Here is a 16918-nt window from a genome sequence, read left to right as displayed (position 1 = left end):
CGGTCCTCCATGGGGCGTGGTGGATACGACGACCCCACTCTGCCACCGGATTCCGGACACGTCCGGTACGGGCCGGAGCGGGTCGGGCGGCGCGGTTCGGCCGAACCGACTCAGGCAGGCCGATCCGGGCGGGACCGATGAGTCGGCGCCGTCGCGGCGGTCCAACCCGTATGACGACCACCCCCGGGGCCGCTCCGGACACCCCCGCACCGACCGCGCTGACCTGTGACCTGGGCGCGCTGACCGCCCCCGACCTGGCCGTCGTCGACGCGCTCGCCCGGCTGCGGCTCGCCGCCGCCCGGCACGGGGTGGGCGTGCTGCTGCTGAACGCGGGCGGCCCGCTGCGCGAACTGCTCGCCTTCAGCGGGCTCGCCGCGCTGCTCCCGGACGCGGCCGCCCCGCCGGACCTGCTCCGGCTACTCGACGGCGGCCCCGACACCGGGACCGGGCTCGGCCCCGGCACCGGTCTCGGCCCCGAAATCGGTCTCGGTCTCGGCCTCGAAGCCGGTCTCGGCGTCGAGCCCGGGCGGCAGCCCGAACAGCGGGAAGAGCACGTCGGTGTCGAGGAAGTTGGTGAAGCCGGTGAACCGGCCCCCTGACACCTCCGGCACGATCAGCGCCCACGGCTCGTGCCCGCCCGCCGGGCTCGGCCGGTACTGGGCGAAGGCCGGCCCGCCGTTGGCCGTCACCGGGAGCAGCCGGGAGCCGCGGCAGCCGTGCCCGGGGCCCAGCATCCAGGCCCGGATCTCGTCCTGCCCCTGGAGCCACATCGCGAACGGCGGCATGTTGAGCGTGACGTCCTCGTGCAGCAGCGCGGCGAGGCCGTCCATGTCGTACGCCTCGAAGGCGCGGACGTAGCGGTCCAGCAGTGCCCGGTGGTCCTCGTCCAGGGCGGGGGCGGGCCGGGCCGCCGGGGCGTCGGCGGCGAGGACCGCGCGGGCGCGCTGCAGCGCGCTGTTGACCGAGGCCACCGTGACGCCGAGCAGTTCGGCCGCCTCGGCGGCCTTCCAGCCGAGCACCTCACGCAGGATCAGCACCGCCCGCTGCCGGGGCGCGAGCCGCTGCAGCACGGCCACGAAGGCCAGCTTCACCGACTCCCGCTGGGCGGCGACCTCGGCCGGGTCCCCCGTCTCGGCCAGCACCCGGCCGTCCGGGGCGGGGCCGATCCAGGCCACCTCGGGCAGCCGGGTGTCGCTCGCGGTGGCCACCGTGACCGGGCCGGCCAGGTCCATCGGACGGGCCCGGGCGTTGCGGCCGTTCAGCGCGTCCAGGCAGACGTTGGTGGCGATGCGGTACAGCCAGGAGCGCAGCGCGGCCCGGCCCTCGAAGCCCCGGTGCCCGCGCCAGGCCCGGACCATCGTCTCCTGCACCGCGTCCTCGGCCTCGAAGACCGAGCCGAGCATCCGGTAGCAGTAGCCGGTGAGTTCGGTGCGGTGCCGCTCCAGCAGGAGCTCGACCGGCTCCTCGGTGATCACGTCGGCCATGGTGCTCCCCCGTCGTCCTGCCCGCTCCGTCGAACGGGACGAACCTAGCGCAGGGGTCCGACAGTCGGCCGGTCCGTCGCCCGCCGGGCGGCTCAGTGCTTCCCGTACACCTGGCCGGAGCCGAAGCCGGTGGTCACCAGCTTCCACAGGGTGGGGAACTCCTCGCCGGAGACCCCGGTCGGGTTGAGCCCGATGACGACCGTACGGGACAGGTCGCGGGTGGCGAAGACGCCGCTGCTGTACCCGGGCCGGGAGCCGGTCTTGCCCCAGACCTCGGTGCCGTCCGGCAGGACGGTGCGCAGCATTCCGCCCGCGCTGAAGCAGGCGTGGCCGGCGGTCGGGCCGATCTCGCAGTTCTTGTTGTGGTCGTTGGGCAGGTCCGGGACGGCGAACACCTCGGCCTGCTGGGCGGGCGGCAGCAGCCGGCCGCGGAAGAGGGCGTCGAAGAAGCGCTCCAGGTCGGCGGCGGAGGAGACCATGCCGCCCTCGGCCCACGGGTACGGGCTCTGCTCGGTGACGTCCACTCTGGTCGTCCCGCCCCCGGCGGCCGGGACGTCCACGTAGCCGGACGCGTGCGGGCCGCGCACGGTCAGGTCGTCGGCGGCCGGGACGTAGGTGGCGTGCAGGCCGAGCGGGCCGGTGACCCGCTTGCGCACCTGCTCCGCGAAGGTGTCGCCGGTGACCTTCTCGACCACCATCCCGGCGACGAAGTAGTTGTTGCCGTTGTACTGCTGCGCGGTGCCGGGGGCGAAGTTCATCGGCTGGGTGAGCATGTCGGCGACGACCTGCCCGGGGCTGTGGTAGTCCGCCTTGTGCGCGGCGAACCACGCCGTGCTGCCGTCCCCGGCGGTCAGGCCGCCGCCCCCGGGCAGGCCGCTGGTGTGGTCGAGCAACTGGCGTACGGTGACCGCCGGGTACCCGTCCGGCAGCAGCCCGGGCAGGTAGTGCTGGACGGTGCCGTCCAGGTCGACCCTGCCCTCGGCGGCGAGCTGGAGCACCACGGTCGCGGTGAACACCTTGGAGATGCTGCCGATCCGGAACCGGGCGTTCGCCGGGACGTCCTCGCCCGAGGTGCCGCGCCACCGCGCGTCCGGGCCGCCGACCCGGACCAGGCCGCCGGTGATGTCGGCGGGCAGCGTGCCGAGGGTCCTCGCCAGCGACTCCCGGTCCAGCGGACCCGGCCGGGCCGTGGCCGGGGCAGAGGCGGCAGTCGCGCCGACCGTCGTCCCGACCGGCGGCGCGCCAGCGGCCAGGGCGGGGGCCGCGGCGCCGACCGTGACGGCGACGAGCAGCGCGCCGGCGGCGGCAAGCGAGGACCAACGGGTGCTGTGCGTACGGCTGTTCATGCGGACTCTCTCCAACGGCGGTCCGTCCGGCGGGCAGTGGCCCGGACGGGAGAGAGTCTTCGGGAGCGCGCCCGGCCACGGCATCCGGGAACGCCCCGGAACCGCCCCGGAGAGGACCCCGATAACACCCCTGAGCAGGCGTCAGGGGCGGGCGCGGCGGGGCCGGGGCCGGGCGGGGCCCGGGGCCGGGCGGCGGCCGCACGGGTCGGGGCGGGCGCCCGGTGCGGCGCCCGCCCCCGGCGGGAACGGCCCGGCGGCCGACCGCTCAGTGGGCCGAGTGCTTCTCCGCGCCGCGGTGCCGGTGCCCCTTGAGCTCGGCGTGCATCGCCGGGGCGGCGCGCATCCCCGCCGTCGGGGTGTCGCGCCCGCCGTGGCGGAACGCCTCACCGGTGCCGTGTCCGGCGGACGGGGACGCCGTGGCACCGCCGGGCGTCGGCGCGAACCGGCTGGGCGGGCTCGCCATGCCGCGGCGTGCCAGCAGTTCCTGGGTGCCCTGGCGGAGCTGGGCGGTGCTTCCCGGTGTTCGCTTGGTCATCGTCGGCCTCCCTTCGGCGGCGGCCGGCCGGACGGATGCCGGCCGGAGGGGCCGCACGGGCGTCATGTCCGGATTTTATCCGGGTTGTGCGTCCGCGCCACCGGGAGCGGACGGCTCCCGGCCCGGCCCGCGGGCGCTCAGCCCATGACCTCGTGGACGAAGCACCAGCGCCAGTCCTCGCCCTGCTCGTAGGAGCGGATCACCGGGTGGGAGGTGTTGTGGAAGTGGGCGGTGGCGTGCCGCTGCGGCGAGAAGTCACAGCAGCCGATGTGGCCGCAGTCCAGGCAGATCCGCAGGTGCACCCAGTCCCGGCGGCCCTGCGCCAGGCAGTCGGCGCAGCCGTCGGCGGGCGGTCGGGGCTCGATGTCCTGAGGGGCCAGAGCGAGGTCTTCGCAGGCACTCATGAGTGCAGGCTATGCCGCCCGGGGCCGTCCCGCCCGCCCAGGACGCCCGGGCCGGGGACGCCCTGCCCGGGACCCCGGCCGGACGCCGCGCTCAGGACCCGTCCGCCGCCCCGGGGACGGCGCCCGACGCCCGGGGAGCCGCCCCCGGGGCCGTCCAACTCGCCAGCAGGGCCAGCTTCTGGGCGGTCGGCGAGTCCACCGGGGCGGTGTAGACGACCAGCTGCTGGTCCGGGGAGCCGTTGATGCCCAGGGTCTCGTAGCCGAACTCCAGGTCGCCGACCAGCGGGTGCCGGACCAGCTTGACGCCGTTCGTCTTCTCCCGGACCACATGGTCCGCCCAGAGCCTGCGGAACTCCTCGCTGCGCACCGACAGTTCGCCCACCAGCGCGCTCAGCTCCGGGTCCTCCGGGTGCAGTCCGGCGTCCCGCCGCAGGTAGGAGACGGTCTCCGCGGCGACCGCCTCCCACTGCCGGTAGTAGTCCCGGGCCGCCGGGTCGAGGAAACCGTGCCGGGCCTGGTTGGGCGGCCGGCCCGAGCCGGAGCCGGCCCGGGCGGAGAAGCCGTTCACCGCGTCGCCCAGCGCGTTCCAGGCCAGGACGTCCATCCGGCGGCCCAGCACGAAGGCCGGCACCCCGGTCATCAGGTCCAGCAGCAGCCTCGTCCCCGGGGTGACCCGCTGCCCCGCCCGTCCCCGGGCCGACCCGGCCGCGGCCTTGGGCGGGCGGACCAGCGAGCGCAGGTGCGCCGCCTCCACCTCGTCCAGCCGCAGCACCCGGGCCACCGCGTCCAGCACCGCGTCGGAGGCGCTGCCGCCCCGGCCCTGCTCCAGCCGGACGTAGTAGTCCACGCTGACGCCCGCGAGCTGCGCCACCTCCTCCCGGCGCAGGCCCTGCACCCGGCGGCGGCCGTGCGGGGGCAGGCCCACCTCCTCCGGCAGGATCCGGGCCCGGCGCGAGCGGAGGAAGTCCCCCAGGGTGTTCTCCATGCCCCGCAGGTTAGCCCTGCACAGGTGTCCGAGGGTGGTACTGCCGTTCCCAGGAAAGGCGTTCCCAGGACGGCTGTTCCCGGGAAAAGCGCAGCCCTGGGTAGGCCGTCGCGGCCCGCCCAGAGTGGTCGGTGTCGGCCCGACCGACCCCGGATCCCCGGACCCACTGGACCCCCTGGAGCCCCCGATGAGCCACCCCGCCCTCGCCGCCCGCACCGCCGTCGTCACCGGAGCCGCCAGCGGCATGGGCGCCGCCACCGCCCGGGCGCTCGCCGCCCAGGGCGCCCGGGTCGCCCTGCTCGCCCGCCGCACCGAACGGCTGGACGCGCTCGCCGCCGAGATCACCGCCGCGGGCGGGCAGGCGCTCGCCGTCACCGCCGACATCACCGACCAGGCCTCCGTGGACGCCGCCGCCGCGGCCGTCCACGCCGCGTACGGGCGGGTCGACCTGGTGGTCAACAACGCCGGAGTGATGCTGCCCAACCCGCTCGGCGACGGCCGGATCGACGAGTGGACCCGCATGGTCGACACCAACCTCACCGGCGCGCTGCGGATCGTCCGGGCCTTCACCGCCGACCTGACCTCGGCCGCCGCCGAGGGCCGCACCGCCGACCTGGTCAACGTCTCCTCGATCGCCTCGCACGTGGTCTTCCCCGACTACGCCGTGTACGGCGCCACCAAGGCCGCGCTCACCCAGCTGTCCGCCGCCCTGCGCAGCGAGCTGGGCCCGCGCGACGTCCGGGTCAGCGCGATCGAGCCCGGGCTGACCGACACCGAGCTCGCCGGGCACATCGACAACCCGGTGCTGCGCGAGCAGCTCGACGGCCTGTTCGCCGCCATCCCGGCGCTCACGGCCGAGGACGTCGCCGACCTGGTCGCGTACACCGTGAGCCGCCCCCGGCACGTCAACCTGCGCCACCTGGTCGTCCTGCCGACCAGGCAGGCGTAGGGCCCCGGCGGTCCCCGCGGCGTCCCGGCTCCGCGGCCGCGGACGGCATGGGAGCATGCCATCCGTGGCGATCGTGACGGGGAGAACGAACGGCAGCACCGACGGGGGCGACACCGGCGGTGCGCCCACGCGGCGGGGGAACGGCCCGGGGGCACCGGACGGCGGGGCGGGGGCGGCGGGAGACGACCCGGCCGCTGCCGGCGTGCCGGGCGGCGGCATACCCGCGCAGGCCGGGCCCGGGCGGACCGGCTCCACGGACGCCGGACCCGGGCAGGCCGGCGCCACGGACGGCGGGCCCGGGCAGGTCGGCTACACGGACGCCGGCCCCGGGCAGGCGGGCGCCGGACGGTTCCGGGCCCACCCGCTGCCCGCCACCGGCCGGATCCGCCAGCCCGTCGCCCTGATCCGGCTGACCGTCGGCCTGTTCGCCATCGCCCTCACCCTGCTGCTCGCCGACTACGCCCGCGCCACCACCGGCGGCATCGCCGCCGACGTCGCCGAGGCCGCCGCCCTGGTGCCGCGACCGCTGGCGAGCCTGGCCGGCGGCCTCACCACCGCCGCCGTCCTGCTGCTGCCGGTCGGCCTCGCCGTCCGCCGCCTGTTCGGCCCCGACCGGCGCCGGGCCCTCCAGCAGGTCTCCGACGGGCTGCTCGCCGCCGTCCTCGCGTACGGCGCCACCCTCGGCCTGGACCTGTGGGCCGACGGCCTCGCCCCCTCGTCGCTGCTCGCCGCGCTCACCCAGCCGCTGCCGGGCGACGTCCTCGGGCACACCGAGCCGGTCTACGGCTACCTCGCGCCGGTCCTGGCCTTCATGACCGCCTCCGGCAGCCGCGAACGCCGACTGCCCTGGGCCCTCCTCGCGCTCTCCGGCCTCGCCGGACTGGCCGGCGGCTTCGCCACCCCCACCTCGCTCCTGCTCGGCCTGCTGCTCGGCTGGACCGGCGCCCACGGCACCCTGTACGCGGTCGGCACCCCCGACCCGTGCCCCCGGCCCGGCGAGATCCTGCGCGCGCTGCGCGAGAGCGGCCTGCGCCCGGTCGAGGCGCACCCCGTGGCGGCCCACCCGGCCGGGCCCGGCCGCTTCCGGGTCCGGCAGGCCGACGGCCTCCCCGACCTCGACGTCCAGCTCCTCGACCGGCAGGCCGTCACCGCCGCCGCCGTCCGGCGCGCCTGGCGCCGGCTGCGCCTGCGCACCGCCCCCGACCCGCGCGTCCTGCGGTCCCCGCGCACCGGGCTGGAGCACGAGGCCCTGGTCACGTACGCGGCGCTGGCCGCCGGGGTCCGCACCCGCCGGATCGCCGCCACCGCCGGGCTCGGCCACGACACGGCGCTGATCGCGTACGAGCGGCTGCCCGGCCGCACCCTGGACCAGCTCGCCGACCAGGAGATCACCGACGAGCTGCTCACCGACGCCTGGGGCGGGCTCGCCCTCCTCCAGCGCCGCGAGATCGCCCACCGCGCCCTGGTCCCCTCCTCCCTGCTGGTCGACGACACGGGCGCGGTGCACCTGGTCGACTTCGCCGACGGCGACATCGCGGCCACCGAACTCGTCCTGTACTGCGACATCGCCCAGCTCCTCACCACCCTCGCCCTGCGCACCGGCGCCGCCCGCTCGGTGCGCACCGCCACCGCCGTCCTCGGCCCCGACGCCGTCGGCGCCGCGCTCCCCCTCCTCCAGCCCATCGCCCTCACCCACACCACCCGCCGCGCCCTCAAGCGCCACCCGAAGCCCGTCGCCACGGGCGGGGAGCGGCCCGGTGCCGGCGACGGGGAGCGGCCCGCGGGCGCCCCCGTCCCCGGCGGTCTGCTGGAGGAGATCCGGGCGGAGGTGCTGCGGGCCCGGCCGCAGGTGGTGGGGCGGCCAGTGCGGCTGGAGCGGTTGCGGCCGCGCACCCTGCTGGCCGTGGTGGGCGGGGTGGTGGCCGGGTGGCTGCTGATCCCGCAGCTGTTCGCGGCGGAGGACAACCCGGTCTCCGCGCTGGCGGACGCCGATCCGTGGTGGCTGCTGCTGGCGCTGGCCGCCGCGGCCACCAGCCACGTCACGGCGGCCATGGGGTTCGTCGGCTTCGTGCCGGAGCGGCTGGACTTCCGCAACGCGGTGCTGGCGCAGCTCGCCGGGTCGTTCGTGAAGCTGGTGTCGCCCGGCGGGGTGGGCGGGGTCGCGCTGAACACCCGCCTGTTGCAGCAGGCCGGGATCCCGACGGCGCAGGCGCTGTCCTCCGTCGGCGTGGGGACGCTGATCGGGCTGGTGCTGCACCTGCTCCAGCTGGGGGCCTTCGTCTACCTGCTGGACATGCAGCCGGGCGGCTCCGAGCTGGACGCGCTGCCCGCCGTGGTGGGCGGGCTGGCGGGGGCGGCGGCGCTGCTGGCGGTGGTGTGGGCGATCCCGGTGGCCCGGCGGTGGCTGGGGGCTCGGCTGCGGCCGCTGACGACCGAGGTGCTGCCCCGGCTGCTGGACCTGCTGCGCAGTCCGACCCGGCTGGCGGTGGGCGTGACCGGGCAGCTGCTGGTGTCGATCTGCCTGATCTCCTGCCTGTACTGCTGTGCCCGGGCGATCGGCCGGGAGCCCTCCTTCGCCTCGGTGGCGGTGGTGTTCCTGGTCGGCAACGCGGCGGGCAGCGCGGCGCCGACCCCGGGCGGGGCCGGCGCGGTGGACGGCGCGCTGATCGCGCTGCTCCAGCAGACCGCGTCGATGGAGAAGGGCGGCGCGCTGGCGGCGGTGGCGCTGTACCGGCTGCTGACGCTGATCCTGCCGGTGCTGCCGGGCTGGGCGGCGATGGCCTGGCTGCAGCGCCGCCGGGCGCTGTAGGGCGCCAGCCGGGCACTGCAGGGCGCTGCAGGGCGTGTCCGAGGGCCCGTACGCCGTACGGGCGGGCTGTGCGCGCGGTACCGGCGGTACGGGAGGTGCGGGCGGCTACTCCCGGTACTCGTCCTCGTCCAGCTGGACCACCCGGGCCTGCTCGGCGGCGTCCGCGACGTCGGTGGCGGGGTCGGCGCCGAGGGCCCGGCGCTCGGCCACCTCGTCGTACTCGTCGTACTCGTCGGCCGGGGGCGCCCCCTCGTCGGGCTCGACGGCCTCGTCGGCCTCGTCGGTCAGGTAGTCCTCGTGATCCTGCGGCATGGCGTCCGTCCTCGCTGTTCGGAGGCTCCCACGGGCCCGGGTGGCGGTACTCGCAGTATCCGCCGCACGGCGCCCGGCCGCGACGCGCCGAACCGGGCCCGGTGTGTTGCCGGGGCTCCGGGACGACCGGCCCGGCCCCATCGGCCGAGCCACGGACCGACCCCGGATTGACCCGTGGAACCGGATGCCGAATGACCCGGAGCGCGGGTGCACCGCGCGCCTAGGGTCGTTGCCATGACGACGAACGAGACCGCCTCGGCCCCCGCCCGCCTCGACTACGCCCGCACCGTCCCCAAGGTGTTCCGCGCGATGATCGCCCTGGACGCCGCCGCCCGCGAGGGCCTGGACCCGGCGCTGGTCGAGCTGGTCCAGATGCGCACCTCGCAGCTGAACGGCTGCGCGTACTGCCTGGACATGCACGCCAAGGACGCCCGCAAGGCCGGCGAGACCGACGAGCGGATCTACCTGCTGCCGGTCTGGCCGGAGGCCCCGGCCGGGGTGTACAGCGAGCGCGAGCGGGCCGCCCTGGCGCTCGCCGAGGAGATCGCCCGGATCGGCGGCGGGGTCACGGACGCCGTGTACGCCCGGGCCGCCGCGCACTTCGCGGAGGCCGAGCTGGCCCAGCTGATCTCGGTCTGCTTCACCATCAACGCCTGGAACCGCATCAACGTGGCCACCCGCAAGACCCCCGGCACCGCCTGACCGGAACGCCGTCCGGGCCACCGGGGGTACGATCGGTGCCGTAGGAAGGGCTGACCCACACCCACCCGGTGGCCCCGAGACCCATACGAACGACGGGGAACACATGTCCGGCTCGCACTACTTCAGCGGTGCACCCGAGGTGGCCAGCGAGCGCCGGCCGATCACGGTCTCCCTGCCGGACCTCACCCTGGAACTGACCACCGACGCCGGGGTGTTCTCCCGCAGCCGGCTCGACCCGGGCACCCGGATCCTGCTGGAGCACGCCCCGCCGCCGCGGGTGCGCGGCCCGATCCTGGACGTCGGCTGCGGCTACGGCCCGATCGCGCTCACCTGGGCGACCCGGCGCAAGCGCCTGCCGGTCTGGGCGGTGGACGTCAACGAGCGCGCCCTGGAGCTGGTGCGGCTGAACGCCGACGCGCTCGGGCTGGGCAACGTCCGGGCCGCGCTGCCCGAGGACGTCCCCGAGGACGTCCGGTTCGCGACGATCTACTCCAACCCGCCGATCCGGATCGGCAAGGCCGCGCTGCGCCGCCTGCTGACGCTCTGGCTCGGCCGGCTGACCCCGGACGGCTCGGCGTTCCTCGTGGTGCAGAAGCACCTGGGCTCGGACTCGCTGCAGAAGTGGCTGAACGACCAGGGCTACCCGACGACCCGGGTCGCGTCGGTCAACGGGTTCCGGATTCTGGAAGCGCGGCCCCGCCCCGAGGCGGGCGAGGGCTCCGAGAGTGGACGAGGTACGACGTCGTGAAGCAGCTGCGCGGGACCGAACTGAAGCGACTGCACCGTTCCTGGCGGCGCAGCAACGAGTTCCGGCTCGCGATCATCCTGGAGAACCTCCAGTCGCCGTTCAACGTCGGCTCGGTGGTCCGCACCGGTGCGGCGATGGGCGCCGAGAAGCTGTACCTGACCGGGGACACCCCGTCGGTGCGCTCGTCCGGCGCGCAGAAGGCCGCGATGGGCACCGACAAGTACCTGAAGGTGGAGCACTTCCCGACGGTCGCCGAAGCGGTGGCGGCGGCGAAGGCGGACGGCTACAAGGTCGTCGGCCTGGAACTGGCGGACGACGCGGTGCCGCTGTTCTCCGCCGGGCTGACCCCGGCGGTGGCCTTCGTGCTCGGCCACGAGGACCGCGGGATCACGCCCGAGGCGCTGGAGCTCTGCGACCAGGTGGTGTTCGTGCCGCAGCTGGGCCGGGTCGGCTCGCTGAACGTGTCGGCGGCCGCGACGGTGGCCTGCTACGAGGCGCGCCGGCAGGGCTACGCGATCAGCGGCACCCCGGAGGGCGGCCTCCTCGGCGACCTCGGGGACGACTTCGGGGACGACTTCGGGGACGACCTCGGGGTCGACGAGGACTGAAGCGGATGAACGGCGGGAGGGGTGTGCCTTTCGGCACACCCCTCCCGCCGTTTCCGCGCTGAGGCCCCGGACGGACCTGCCGATCGGCAGATGTGCGGACGGCGCCCGCCCGGAAGCATTCCGGGTATGACAGAACTCCGGATCCACGCACGCGAATGCCCCCGACTCCCTCGCACCGGTCCCCGGCTCCCCCGCACCGGGCCCTCGGCTCCCCCGCCCCCGGCGGTCGTGCCGACGCCCGTCGGCAGGCTGCCTGTCATGGCCCCGAAAGGGGGCAACGAACCGCAAAGCTGCCGGTCAACCGGCAGATCGGGCCCGGACCGGGGCCGGAGCCCCGGAGTACGATGGCCCGGTCCTGGGGGCGCCGAACGCACCAGAGCCCGCGCGGGCCCGACCCTCACCGATCCGATCCGATCCGCTCGGAGCACGGCGGGGCAGGGCCGCGCACCCGCCAGGACCGTCAACCGCACCACAGCACCAGCCAAGGCCCGGAACGGCGGCCGGCCGTGCTGCTCGGACAGGGCGGCGGGCCGCTTCACAGCCCTGATGCCCGTCTGTGAGGACGCACCCATGACTCCTGCCCTGTCCACCACGAGCCCGGCCACCACGAGCCCCGCCACCGGACCCGCCGAGCCCGGCGTACCCGCCGCGCCCGGCGTACCCACCGAACTCGCCACCTACCGCAGACTGTTGGGCCTGCTGGCGACGGACCCGGCCGCCTACCGGACGATCTGCCACCGGCCCGAGGGGAACACCGCGCTCGCCAGCGAGCTGCGCGGCCACCCGCTGGACCAGGCCGCCAAGTCCATCGTCCTGCGGGCCAAGCGGGCCCGGCAGGACGGTGGCGGCCGGTACGCGCTGGCCGTGGTGCCGGGCGACCGCAGGGTCGACCTCGACGCCGTCGGCCGGGCCCTCGGATCCGGCAAGGTCGGCTTCGCGGACCGCTCCACCGCCGAGCGGTTGAGCGGCTGCGTGAGCGGCTCGATCATCCCGTTCTCGTTCCACCCCGACCTCGAACTCCTGGTGGACCACGAACTCCTGATACACCGTCACCTCTACTTCAACGCGGCGCGGCTCGACCGTTCCATAGAGCTGCGCACCGCCGTGTACCGGACGCTGGCACGGCCTCAGGTACTCGCCATCGCCGCCTGACCCGCGCCCGGCTCCCGCCGGGGCCGACCCGGGACCGGGCCCCGGGCCGGCCCCGGCCGCCTGCCGCCCTGCCTGCCGAAACGTCGTTCCGCCCGACCGCGACGACCTGGTAGGAAGTGGATCATCATGAACGACAAAGATGTAGTAGTACGACTTGAGCAGGTCACCCGCTCCTACGGAACCGGCCAGAGCACCATCACGGCCCTGGACGGGGTCACCGTCGGCTTCACCCGCGGCAGCTTCACCGCCGTGATGGGCCCGTCCGGCTCCGGCAAGAGCACCCTGCTCCAGTGCGCCGCCGGGCTCGACCGCCCGGACACCGGCACCGTCGTCGTCGACGGCGTCGACCTCGGCGGCCTCGACGAGACCGCGCTCACCGTCCTGCGCCGCGAGCGCCTGGGGTTCGTCTTCCAGTCCTTCAACCTGCTCGGCGCCCTCACCGCCGAACAGAACGTCGGCCTGCCACTGCGCCTGGCCGGCCGTAGACCGGACCCGGCGCAGGTCCGGTCCGCCCTGGCCCGGGTGGGCCTGGGCGAGCGGACCGGCCACCTGCCCTCCCAGATGTCCGGCGGCCAGCAGCAGCGGGTGGCGATCGCCCGGGCGCTGATCTCCGCGCCCGAGGTGCTGTTCGCGGACGAGCCCACCGGCGCCCTGGACAGCTCCAGCAGCCGCGAGGTGCTCACCCTGCTGCGCTCCCTGGTGGACGGTCAGGGCCAGAGCACCATCATGGTCACCCACGACCCGGTCGCCGCCTCGTACGCCGACACCGTGCTCTTCCTCGCCGACGGCCGGGTCGTCGACCACCTGGTCGGCCCCGACCCGCAGACCGTCGCCGCCCGGATGACCGCGCTGGAGGACCTCCGCAGGGACGGCGCCGCCACCGGGGCCGCCCGTGCGGAAGACGCCACCCCCGCCACCGCCCCCGAGGCCGCCACCGCCACCACCACCACCACCCGCGAGGCCGCCCGCGCAGAGGGCGGCTCCCGATGAACGGCTTCCGGCTGCTGCTCCCGGTCGCCGCCGTCTCGCTGCGGCGGCGGTGGCCGGCCTTCGTCGGCTCCTTCGTCGCACTCGCCCTCGGCGTCGCGGTGATGTCCGCCGCCGGGGTGCTGCTCAACACCACGATGGGCGAGGACTCCCTGCCCGGCGCGCCCTCGCTGCACAAGCTGGTGGGCTTCATGGCCGCGATGGCCGGGTTCGTCTCGGTCTTCGTGGTCTCCTCGACCTTCGCCTTCGCCGTGGCGCAGCGCCGCCAGGAGACGGCGATGCTGCGCGCGGTCGGCGCGACGCCGCGTCAGGTCCGGGCGCTGGTGCTCGGCGAGGCCCTGGTGGTGGCGGTGGCCGCCTCGCTCGCGGGCTGCACGCTCGGCCTGGCCGTCGCCCCGGCGATCGCCGCCTGGCTGGTCGACCAGGGCGCCGCGCCGAGCGGCTTCCACGCCGAGCCGGCCGTACTGCCGCTGCTGCTCGCCGCCTCGGGCGGCCTCCTCGTCGCCCTGCTCGGCGCGTACGCGGCCTCCCGCCGGGCCGGCCGGGTGCGGCCGGTGGAGGCGCTCGACGAGGTCGCCGTCGACAGGAAGGTGATGCCGGTCGTCCGCTGGGTGGCCTCGGTGCTCTTCCTCGGCGTCTTCGCCTACACCCTGCGGACGTTCATCTCGATGCCCGCGTCGATGCTGGCCGACCCGCAGTCCCGCGATCCGGAGACCACTCCGCAGTGGGCCCTGCTCTTCGACGTGATGGCGGTGCTCGCCGTCGTGCTGGTCGCCCCGGTGCTGGTGCCGCCGCTGGTGCGGCTGTTCACCGCGCCCGTCCCGCTGCTGCCCGGCGCCGCCGGTCTGATCGCCCGGCAGAACGCGCTGGCCGCGATCCGCCGGACGGTCTCCACCGCGACGCCGGTGTTCCTGGTGATCGGCCTGGCCGGCTCGGTGGTCGGCGGCACGGTGGCCTTCGGCGACGCGATGGCCGCCCAGGGCCGCGCCGCCCTGAAGGCCGGGTACGTGATCGAGCCGACCGGCGGCCCGGGCCTGCCCGCGGACGCCCTGCGCGGCCTGGCGGCCCTGCCGGACGCCCGGTTGACGACCGCCTCGACGGTACGGTTCGACGGCCTGGCGGCCCCGGACCAACAGCCCGTCCCCGGCCACCCCGCCGACCTGCCGATCCCGGAGGACGGCCTCGCCGTCGACGGCGACCTGCGGACGGCCTGGAACCTCACCGCCGAGGCCGGCTCCCTGGACGACCTGCACGGCCGGACGGTCGCGGTCTCCGGCGACATGGCCCGGGTCTTCGGCTGGCACGTCGGCGACACCCTGGACGCCCGGCTGGCGGACGGCACCAGGGTGCCGCTGCGGCTGGTCGCCCAGGTCGGCCGGCTGCTGCCGCACCTGCCGGAGATCGTCGTCCCGCGCGAGGCCGTCCCCGACGGGGGCGCCGTCACGGTGGCCTACCTGGGCACCGGCGCGGGGCCCGGGCAGGTCACGGCCGCGCTGGGCGGCAGCGCGGCCCGGGCCACCGCCGGGCCGGACTGGATCGGCGCGCACAACGACCGGACCAGCAGGAACGGTTGGATCACGATGCTGGCGATCCTCGGCCCGGCACTGCTCTACGCGCTGATCGCGATCGTCAACACGATGATGATGTCCACGGGCGACCGGCTGCGGGACTTCGCCACCCTGCGTCTGACCGGCGGCACCCGCCGCCAGGTGCTGCGGGTGGTCGCCGCCGAGACCGTGCTGGTGGTCGCCACCGCGGCGGCCCTCGGACTGGTCGTCACCCTGCTGACCCAGTACGCGACCGTCCTGCTGATCGAGAACCGCGTCCTCGACCCGGCGCAGTCCGCGGCCTTCGAGCTGCCGTGGGGCACCCTGGCCGGGGCCACCGCGGTCTGTCTGGTCCTGGCCATGGTCTCCAGCCTGGTGCCGGCCCGGCTGGCGCTGCGGATCCGCCCGCTGGACCTGGCGAGCGGCCGGCAGTAGCGCCCGGCGCCCGACGCCCACCCGCATTCCCCCGCATTCCCCCGCATTCCCCCGTAATCCCCCGGCACCCCCGGGGCATCTCCGAACACGAAAAGGCCCAGGTCAGACAAAGTCCGACCTGGGCCTTCGGCTTGTCCGGCCCCCGTCCGACCCTTCTCCGTCCCGTCGCGGGACCGCCGCAAGACCATTGCGCGACCGTCGGGCCCGGGCCGCCACGGCCGCCCGACAGCCCGCCCGGAGGCCCGCCCGACGGGCTGGAGCGACCCCCGAGTCTTACCCATCTTTCACCTTGACACCACGCGTCCCACGGGGATTAGATGACTATCGAAGATAAAGTCTCCGGCCGCACCGGCAGTGCACCATCGGCAAGCGTCTCCGGCTAATAGCCTTATCCACGCGGAATAGTTTCTCATGAATCCTTTGGATTATCGCCCGTCTTTCGGCGTCCGGTAATCGGGGAAGACTGTCCGCGCATTCTTGGGGAATGTGCGCAGACATCCTTCCGGCGGGTTTGTGAATGCACTTGAGACGCCCTTTGCATGCGCCTTCAAGGCAATTGGCGAATCCTGCTCGGATCGACATATCCGCAGGTCAGAGCGGTAGAGATGCGGCAGCACACCCACCTCGGGACTCAGTGGATTCCAGCGGGTCAGCCATTTTCACAGCATTGTCATGCGCGCGACATTAGACTTTCCTCAAAAGAAGCTCAGATGCCGACGGGAAAGTAACTTTCAGATGCGCCGGCTGATAGTCTCTTGGATGCCTCGAACGGCCCTCGTGAACTAATCAGGGCCGCCCGTAGGCATGTTTTGGCGCTTCCCTTTCATCCTGAACGGAAAGGTCGGACTGCACTGCGGCAGTCTGTACCGGATTCAACATCCTGGCCGGCTCTTGCCAGGCAGGAAAACTGCACCGTCTGTACCGGTGCCGGCAATACCTCTAAATGCTGCAAATTTTTGCAAACATTTGACCGGGGAGAGGTTGAGCACATGCAAATCAATATTCTCGGCCCGCTGGAAGCGGAGATCGACGGGGTCTCGGTGGTGCCATCCGCCACGAAGCCCCGAAAGGTCCTGGCCCTGCTGGCGGCCAGGATGAACACCATCACGCCGATCTCGCAGCTCATGCAGGAGGTCTGGGACGAGGAGGCGCCGGTCAGCGCCTCCACGACGATGCAGACCTACATCCTGCAGCTGCGGAAGCTGATCGCGAACGCCCGGCCGAACGACCCGGTGAGCGCGAAGCGGATCCTGGTCACGATGTCCGGCGGCTACATGCTGAGCGGGCCGGCGGACGCGCTCGACCAGCACCGCTACGAGCAGCTGGTCCGCCACGGGCACGCCGCGCTGCGGGTCGACGACAGCGTCCAGGCGGCCCTGCTGTTCCGGCAGGCCCTCGGGATGTGGCGCGGCACCAGCCTGGTCGACGTCGAACAGGGCCGCCCGCTCCAGGCCCACGTGATCCGCCTGGAGGAGTCCCGGCTGCACGTCCAGGAGCTGTGCATCGAGGCCGAGTTGAGGCTCGGCCACCACCAGATGCTGCTCAGCGAGCTGGCCGCGCTGACCGTCGAGCACCGGTTCAGCGAGAACATCCGCGCCCAGTTCATGCTCGCGCTCTACCGGTCCGGCCGGTGCGCGCACGCGCTGGAGACGTTCCGTCAGTTCCGCGCGCTGATGGTGGAGGAGATCGGGCTGGAGCCGTCCGCCCGGATGTACCGCCTGCACCAGGCGATCCTCGGCTCCGACCCCTCGCTCGACGAGTGGCAGAGCTCGCCCGACTCGCTGCTGGCGCTGGGCGCGGCCTGACCGGGACCGCCGCCGGCGGGGCCGCGCGGGGGGCGGGGGCCCCCGCGGGGGGGGTGCGGGGGCCGGGGCCGGGGGGGCCGGCCGGGGCCGGGGCCGCGGGGTGGGGGCCC

General features: G+C 74.7%; 15 protein-coding genes. 9 read left to right on the top strand and 6 right to left on the bottom strand.

Features of this window, described 5'->3' with window-relative positions; all coding sequences use genetic code 11:
* Positions 1 to 416 precede the first annotated feature (416 nt).
* From ACFQ6N_RS38615 to ACFQ6N_RS38595, 5 genes are all read right to left on the bottom strand, one after another.
* Positions 417 to 1484, bottom strand: coding sequence for a sigma-70 family RNA polymerase sigma factor (locus ACFQ6N_RS38615; RefSeq protein ID WP_380658816.1), 1068 nt, complete (start codon positions 1482 to 1484; stop codon positions 417 to 419).
* Between the two features lie 92 nt (positions 1485 to 1576).
* On the bottom strand, positions 1577 to 2830 hold the full coding sequence (locus ACFQ6N_RS38610) for a serine hydrolase domain-containing protein (protein ID WP_380658815.1): 1254 nt from the start codon (positions 2828 to 2830) through the stop codon (positions 1577 to 1579).
* A gap of 265 nt (positions 2831 to 3095) precedes the next feature.
* Positions 3096 to 3365 carry a hypothetical protein gene (locus ACFQ6N_RS38605; RefSeq protein WP_380658814.1) on the bottom strand — a complete coding sequence of 90 codons (270 nt, stop codon included), beginning with the start codon at positions 3363 to 3365 and terminating at the stop codon, positions 3096 to 3098.
* A 137-nt stretch (positions 3366 to 3502) separates the two neighbouring features.
* Entirely contained in the window at positions 3503 to 3769 is a 267-nt protein-coding gene (locus ACFQ6N_RS38600) for a UBP-type zinc finger domain-containing protein (protein WP_188300005.1), read from the bottom strand.
* A gap of 91 nt (positions 3770 to 3860) precedes the next feature.
* On the bottom strand, positions 3861 to 4754 hold the full coding sequence (locus ACFQ6N_RS38595; RefSeq protein ID WP_380658813.1) for a helix-turn-helix transcriptional regulator: 894 nt from the start codon (positions 4752 to 4754) through the stop codon (positions 3861 to 3863).
* A 187-nt stretch (positions 4755 to 4941) separates the two neighbouring features.
* Between ACFQ6N_RS38595 and ACFQ6N_RS38590 the strand changes: the two genes are divergently transcribed.
* Both ACFQ6N_RS38590 and ACFQ6N_RS38585 read left to right on the top strand, forming a co-directional pair.
* Positions 4942 to 5703 carry an SDR family oxidoreductase gene (locus ACFQ6N_RS38590; protein WP_380658812.1) on the top strand — a complete coding sequence of 254 codons (762 nt, stop codon included), beginning with the start codon at positions 4942 to 4944 and terminating at the stop codon, positions 5701 to 5703.
* A gap of 64 nt (positions 5704 to 5767) precedes the next feature.
* Positions 5768 to 8512, top strand: coding sequence for a lysylphosphatidylglycerol synthase domain-containing protein (locus tag ACFQ6N_RS38585; RefSeq protein ID WP_380658811.1), 2745 nt, complete (start codon positions 5768 to 5770; stop codon positions 8510 to 8512).
* 105 nt (positions 8513 to 8617) lie between these two features.
* Here the strand turns inward: ACFQ6N_RS38585 and ACFQ6N_RS38580 are convergent, their stop codons facing one another.
* Positions 8618 to 8824 carry a hypothetical protein gene (locus ACFQ6N_RS38580; protein ID WP_380658810.1) on the bottom strand — a complete coding sequence of 69 codons (207 nt, stop codon included), beginning with the start codon at positions 8822 to 8824 and terminating at the stop codon, positions 8618 to 8620.
* 234 nt (positions 8825 to 9058) lie between these two features.
* Between ACFQ6N_RS38580 and ACFQ6N_RS38575 the strand changes: the two genes are divergently transcribed.
* The 7 genes from ACFQ6N_RS38575 to ACFQ6N_RS38545 all read left to right on the top strand — a co-directional run bounded on the left by ACFQ6N_RS38575 (position 9059) and on the right by ACFQ6N_RS38545 (position 16808).
* Complete coding sequence (locus tag ACFQ6N_RS38575) at positions 9059 to 9526, top strand: carboxymuconolactone decarboxylase family protein (protein WP_380658809.1); 468 nt, start codon at positions 9059 to 9061, stop codon at positions 9524 to 9526.
* A 103-nt stretch (positions 9527 to 9629) separates the two neighbouring features.
* Positions 9630 to 10274: a class I SAM-dependent methyltransferase gene (locus tag ACFQ6N_RS38570; protein WP_380658808.1), complete on the top strand. Its 645-nt coding sequence runs from the start codon at positions 9630 to 9632 to the stop codon at positions 10272 to 10274.
* The gene (locus ACFQ6N_RS38565) at positions 10271 to 10882 is read left to right on the top strand and encodes a TrmH family RNA methyltransferase (protein WP_380658807.1); all 612 of its coding nucleotides are present in this window, start codon (positions 10271 to 10273) and stop codon (positions 10880 to 10882) included. The genes ACFQ6N_RS38570 and ACFQ6N_RS38565 overlap by 4 nt, the downstream gene beginning before the upstream one ends.
* A gap of 570 nt (positions 10883 to 11452) precedes the next feature.
* Positions 11453 to 12034 carry a YbaK/EbsC family protein gene (locus tag ACFQ6N_RS38560; protein WP_380658806.1) on the top strand — a complete coding sequence of 194 codons (582 nt, stop codon included), beginning with the start codon at positions 11453 to 11455 and terminating at the stop codon, positions 12032 to 12034.
* A 126-nt stretch (positions 12035 to 12160) separates the two neighbouring features.
* Positions 12161 to 13024 (top strand): ABC transporter ATP-binding protein, encoded by an 864-nt coding sequence (locus ACFQ6N_RS38555; RefSeq protein WP_380658805.1) that lies wholly within the window; start codon positions 12161 to 12163, stop codon positions 13022 to 13024.
* Positions 13021 to 15003 carry an FtsX-like permease family protein gene (locus ACFQ6N_RS38550; protein WP_380658804.1) on the top strand — a complete coding sequence of 661 codons (1983 nt, stop codon included), beginning with the start codon at positions 13021 to 13023 and terminating at the stop codon, positions 15001 to 15003. Before ACFQ6N_RS38555 ends, ACFQ6N_RS38550 begins: the two co-directional genes overlap by 4 nt.
* Positions 15004 to 15992: 989 nt before the next feature.
* On the top strand, positions 15993 to 16808 hold the full coding sequence (locus ACFQ6N_RS38545; protein ID WP_380658803.1) for a BTAD domain-containing putative transcriptional regulator: 816 nt from the start codon (positions 15993 to 15995) through the stop codon (positions 16806 to 16808).
* Positions 16809 to 16918: the final 110 nt, after the last annotated feature.

The sequence above is a fragment of the Kitasatospora sp. NPDC056446 genome, assembly GCF_042796115.1.
Taxonomy (GTDB): domain Bacteria; phylum Actinomycetota; class Actinomycetes; order Streptomycetales; family Streptomycetaceae; genus Kitasatospora.
Note: the sequence above shows the minus strand (reverse complement) of the source record. Positions and strands in the feature narration are given on the sequence as shown.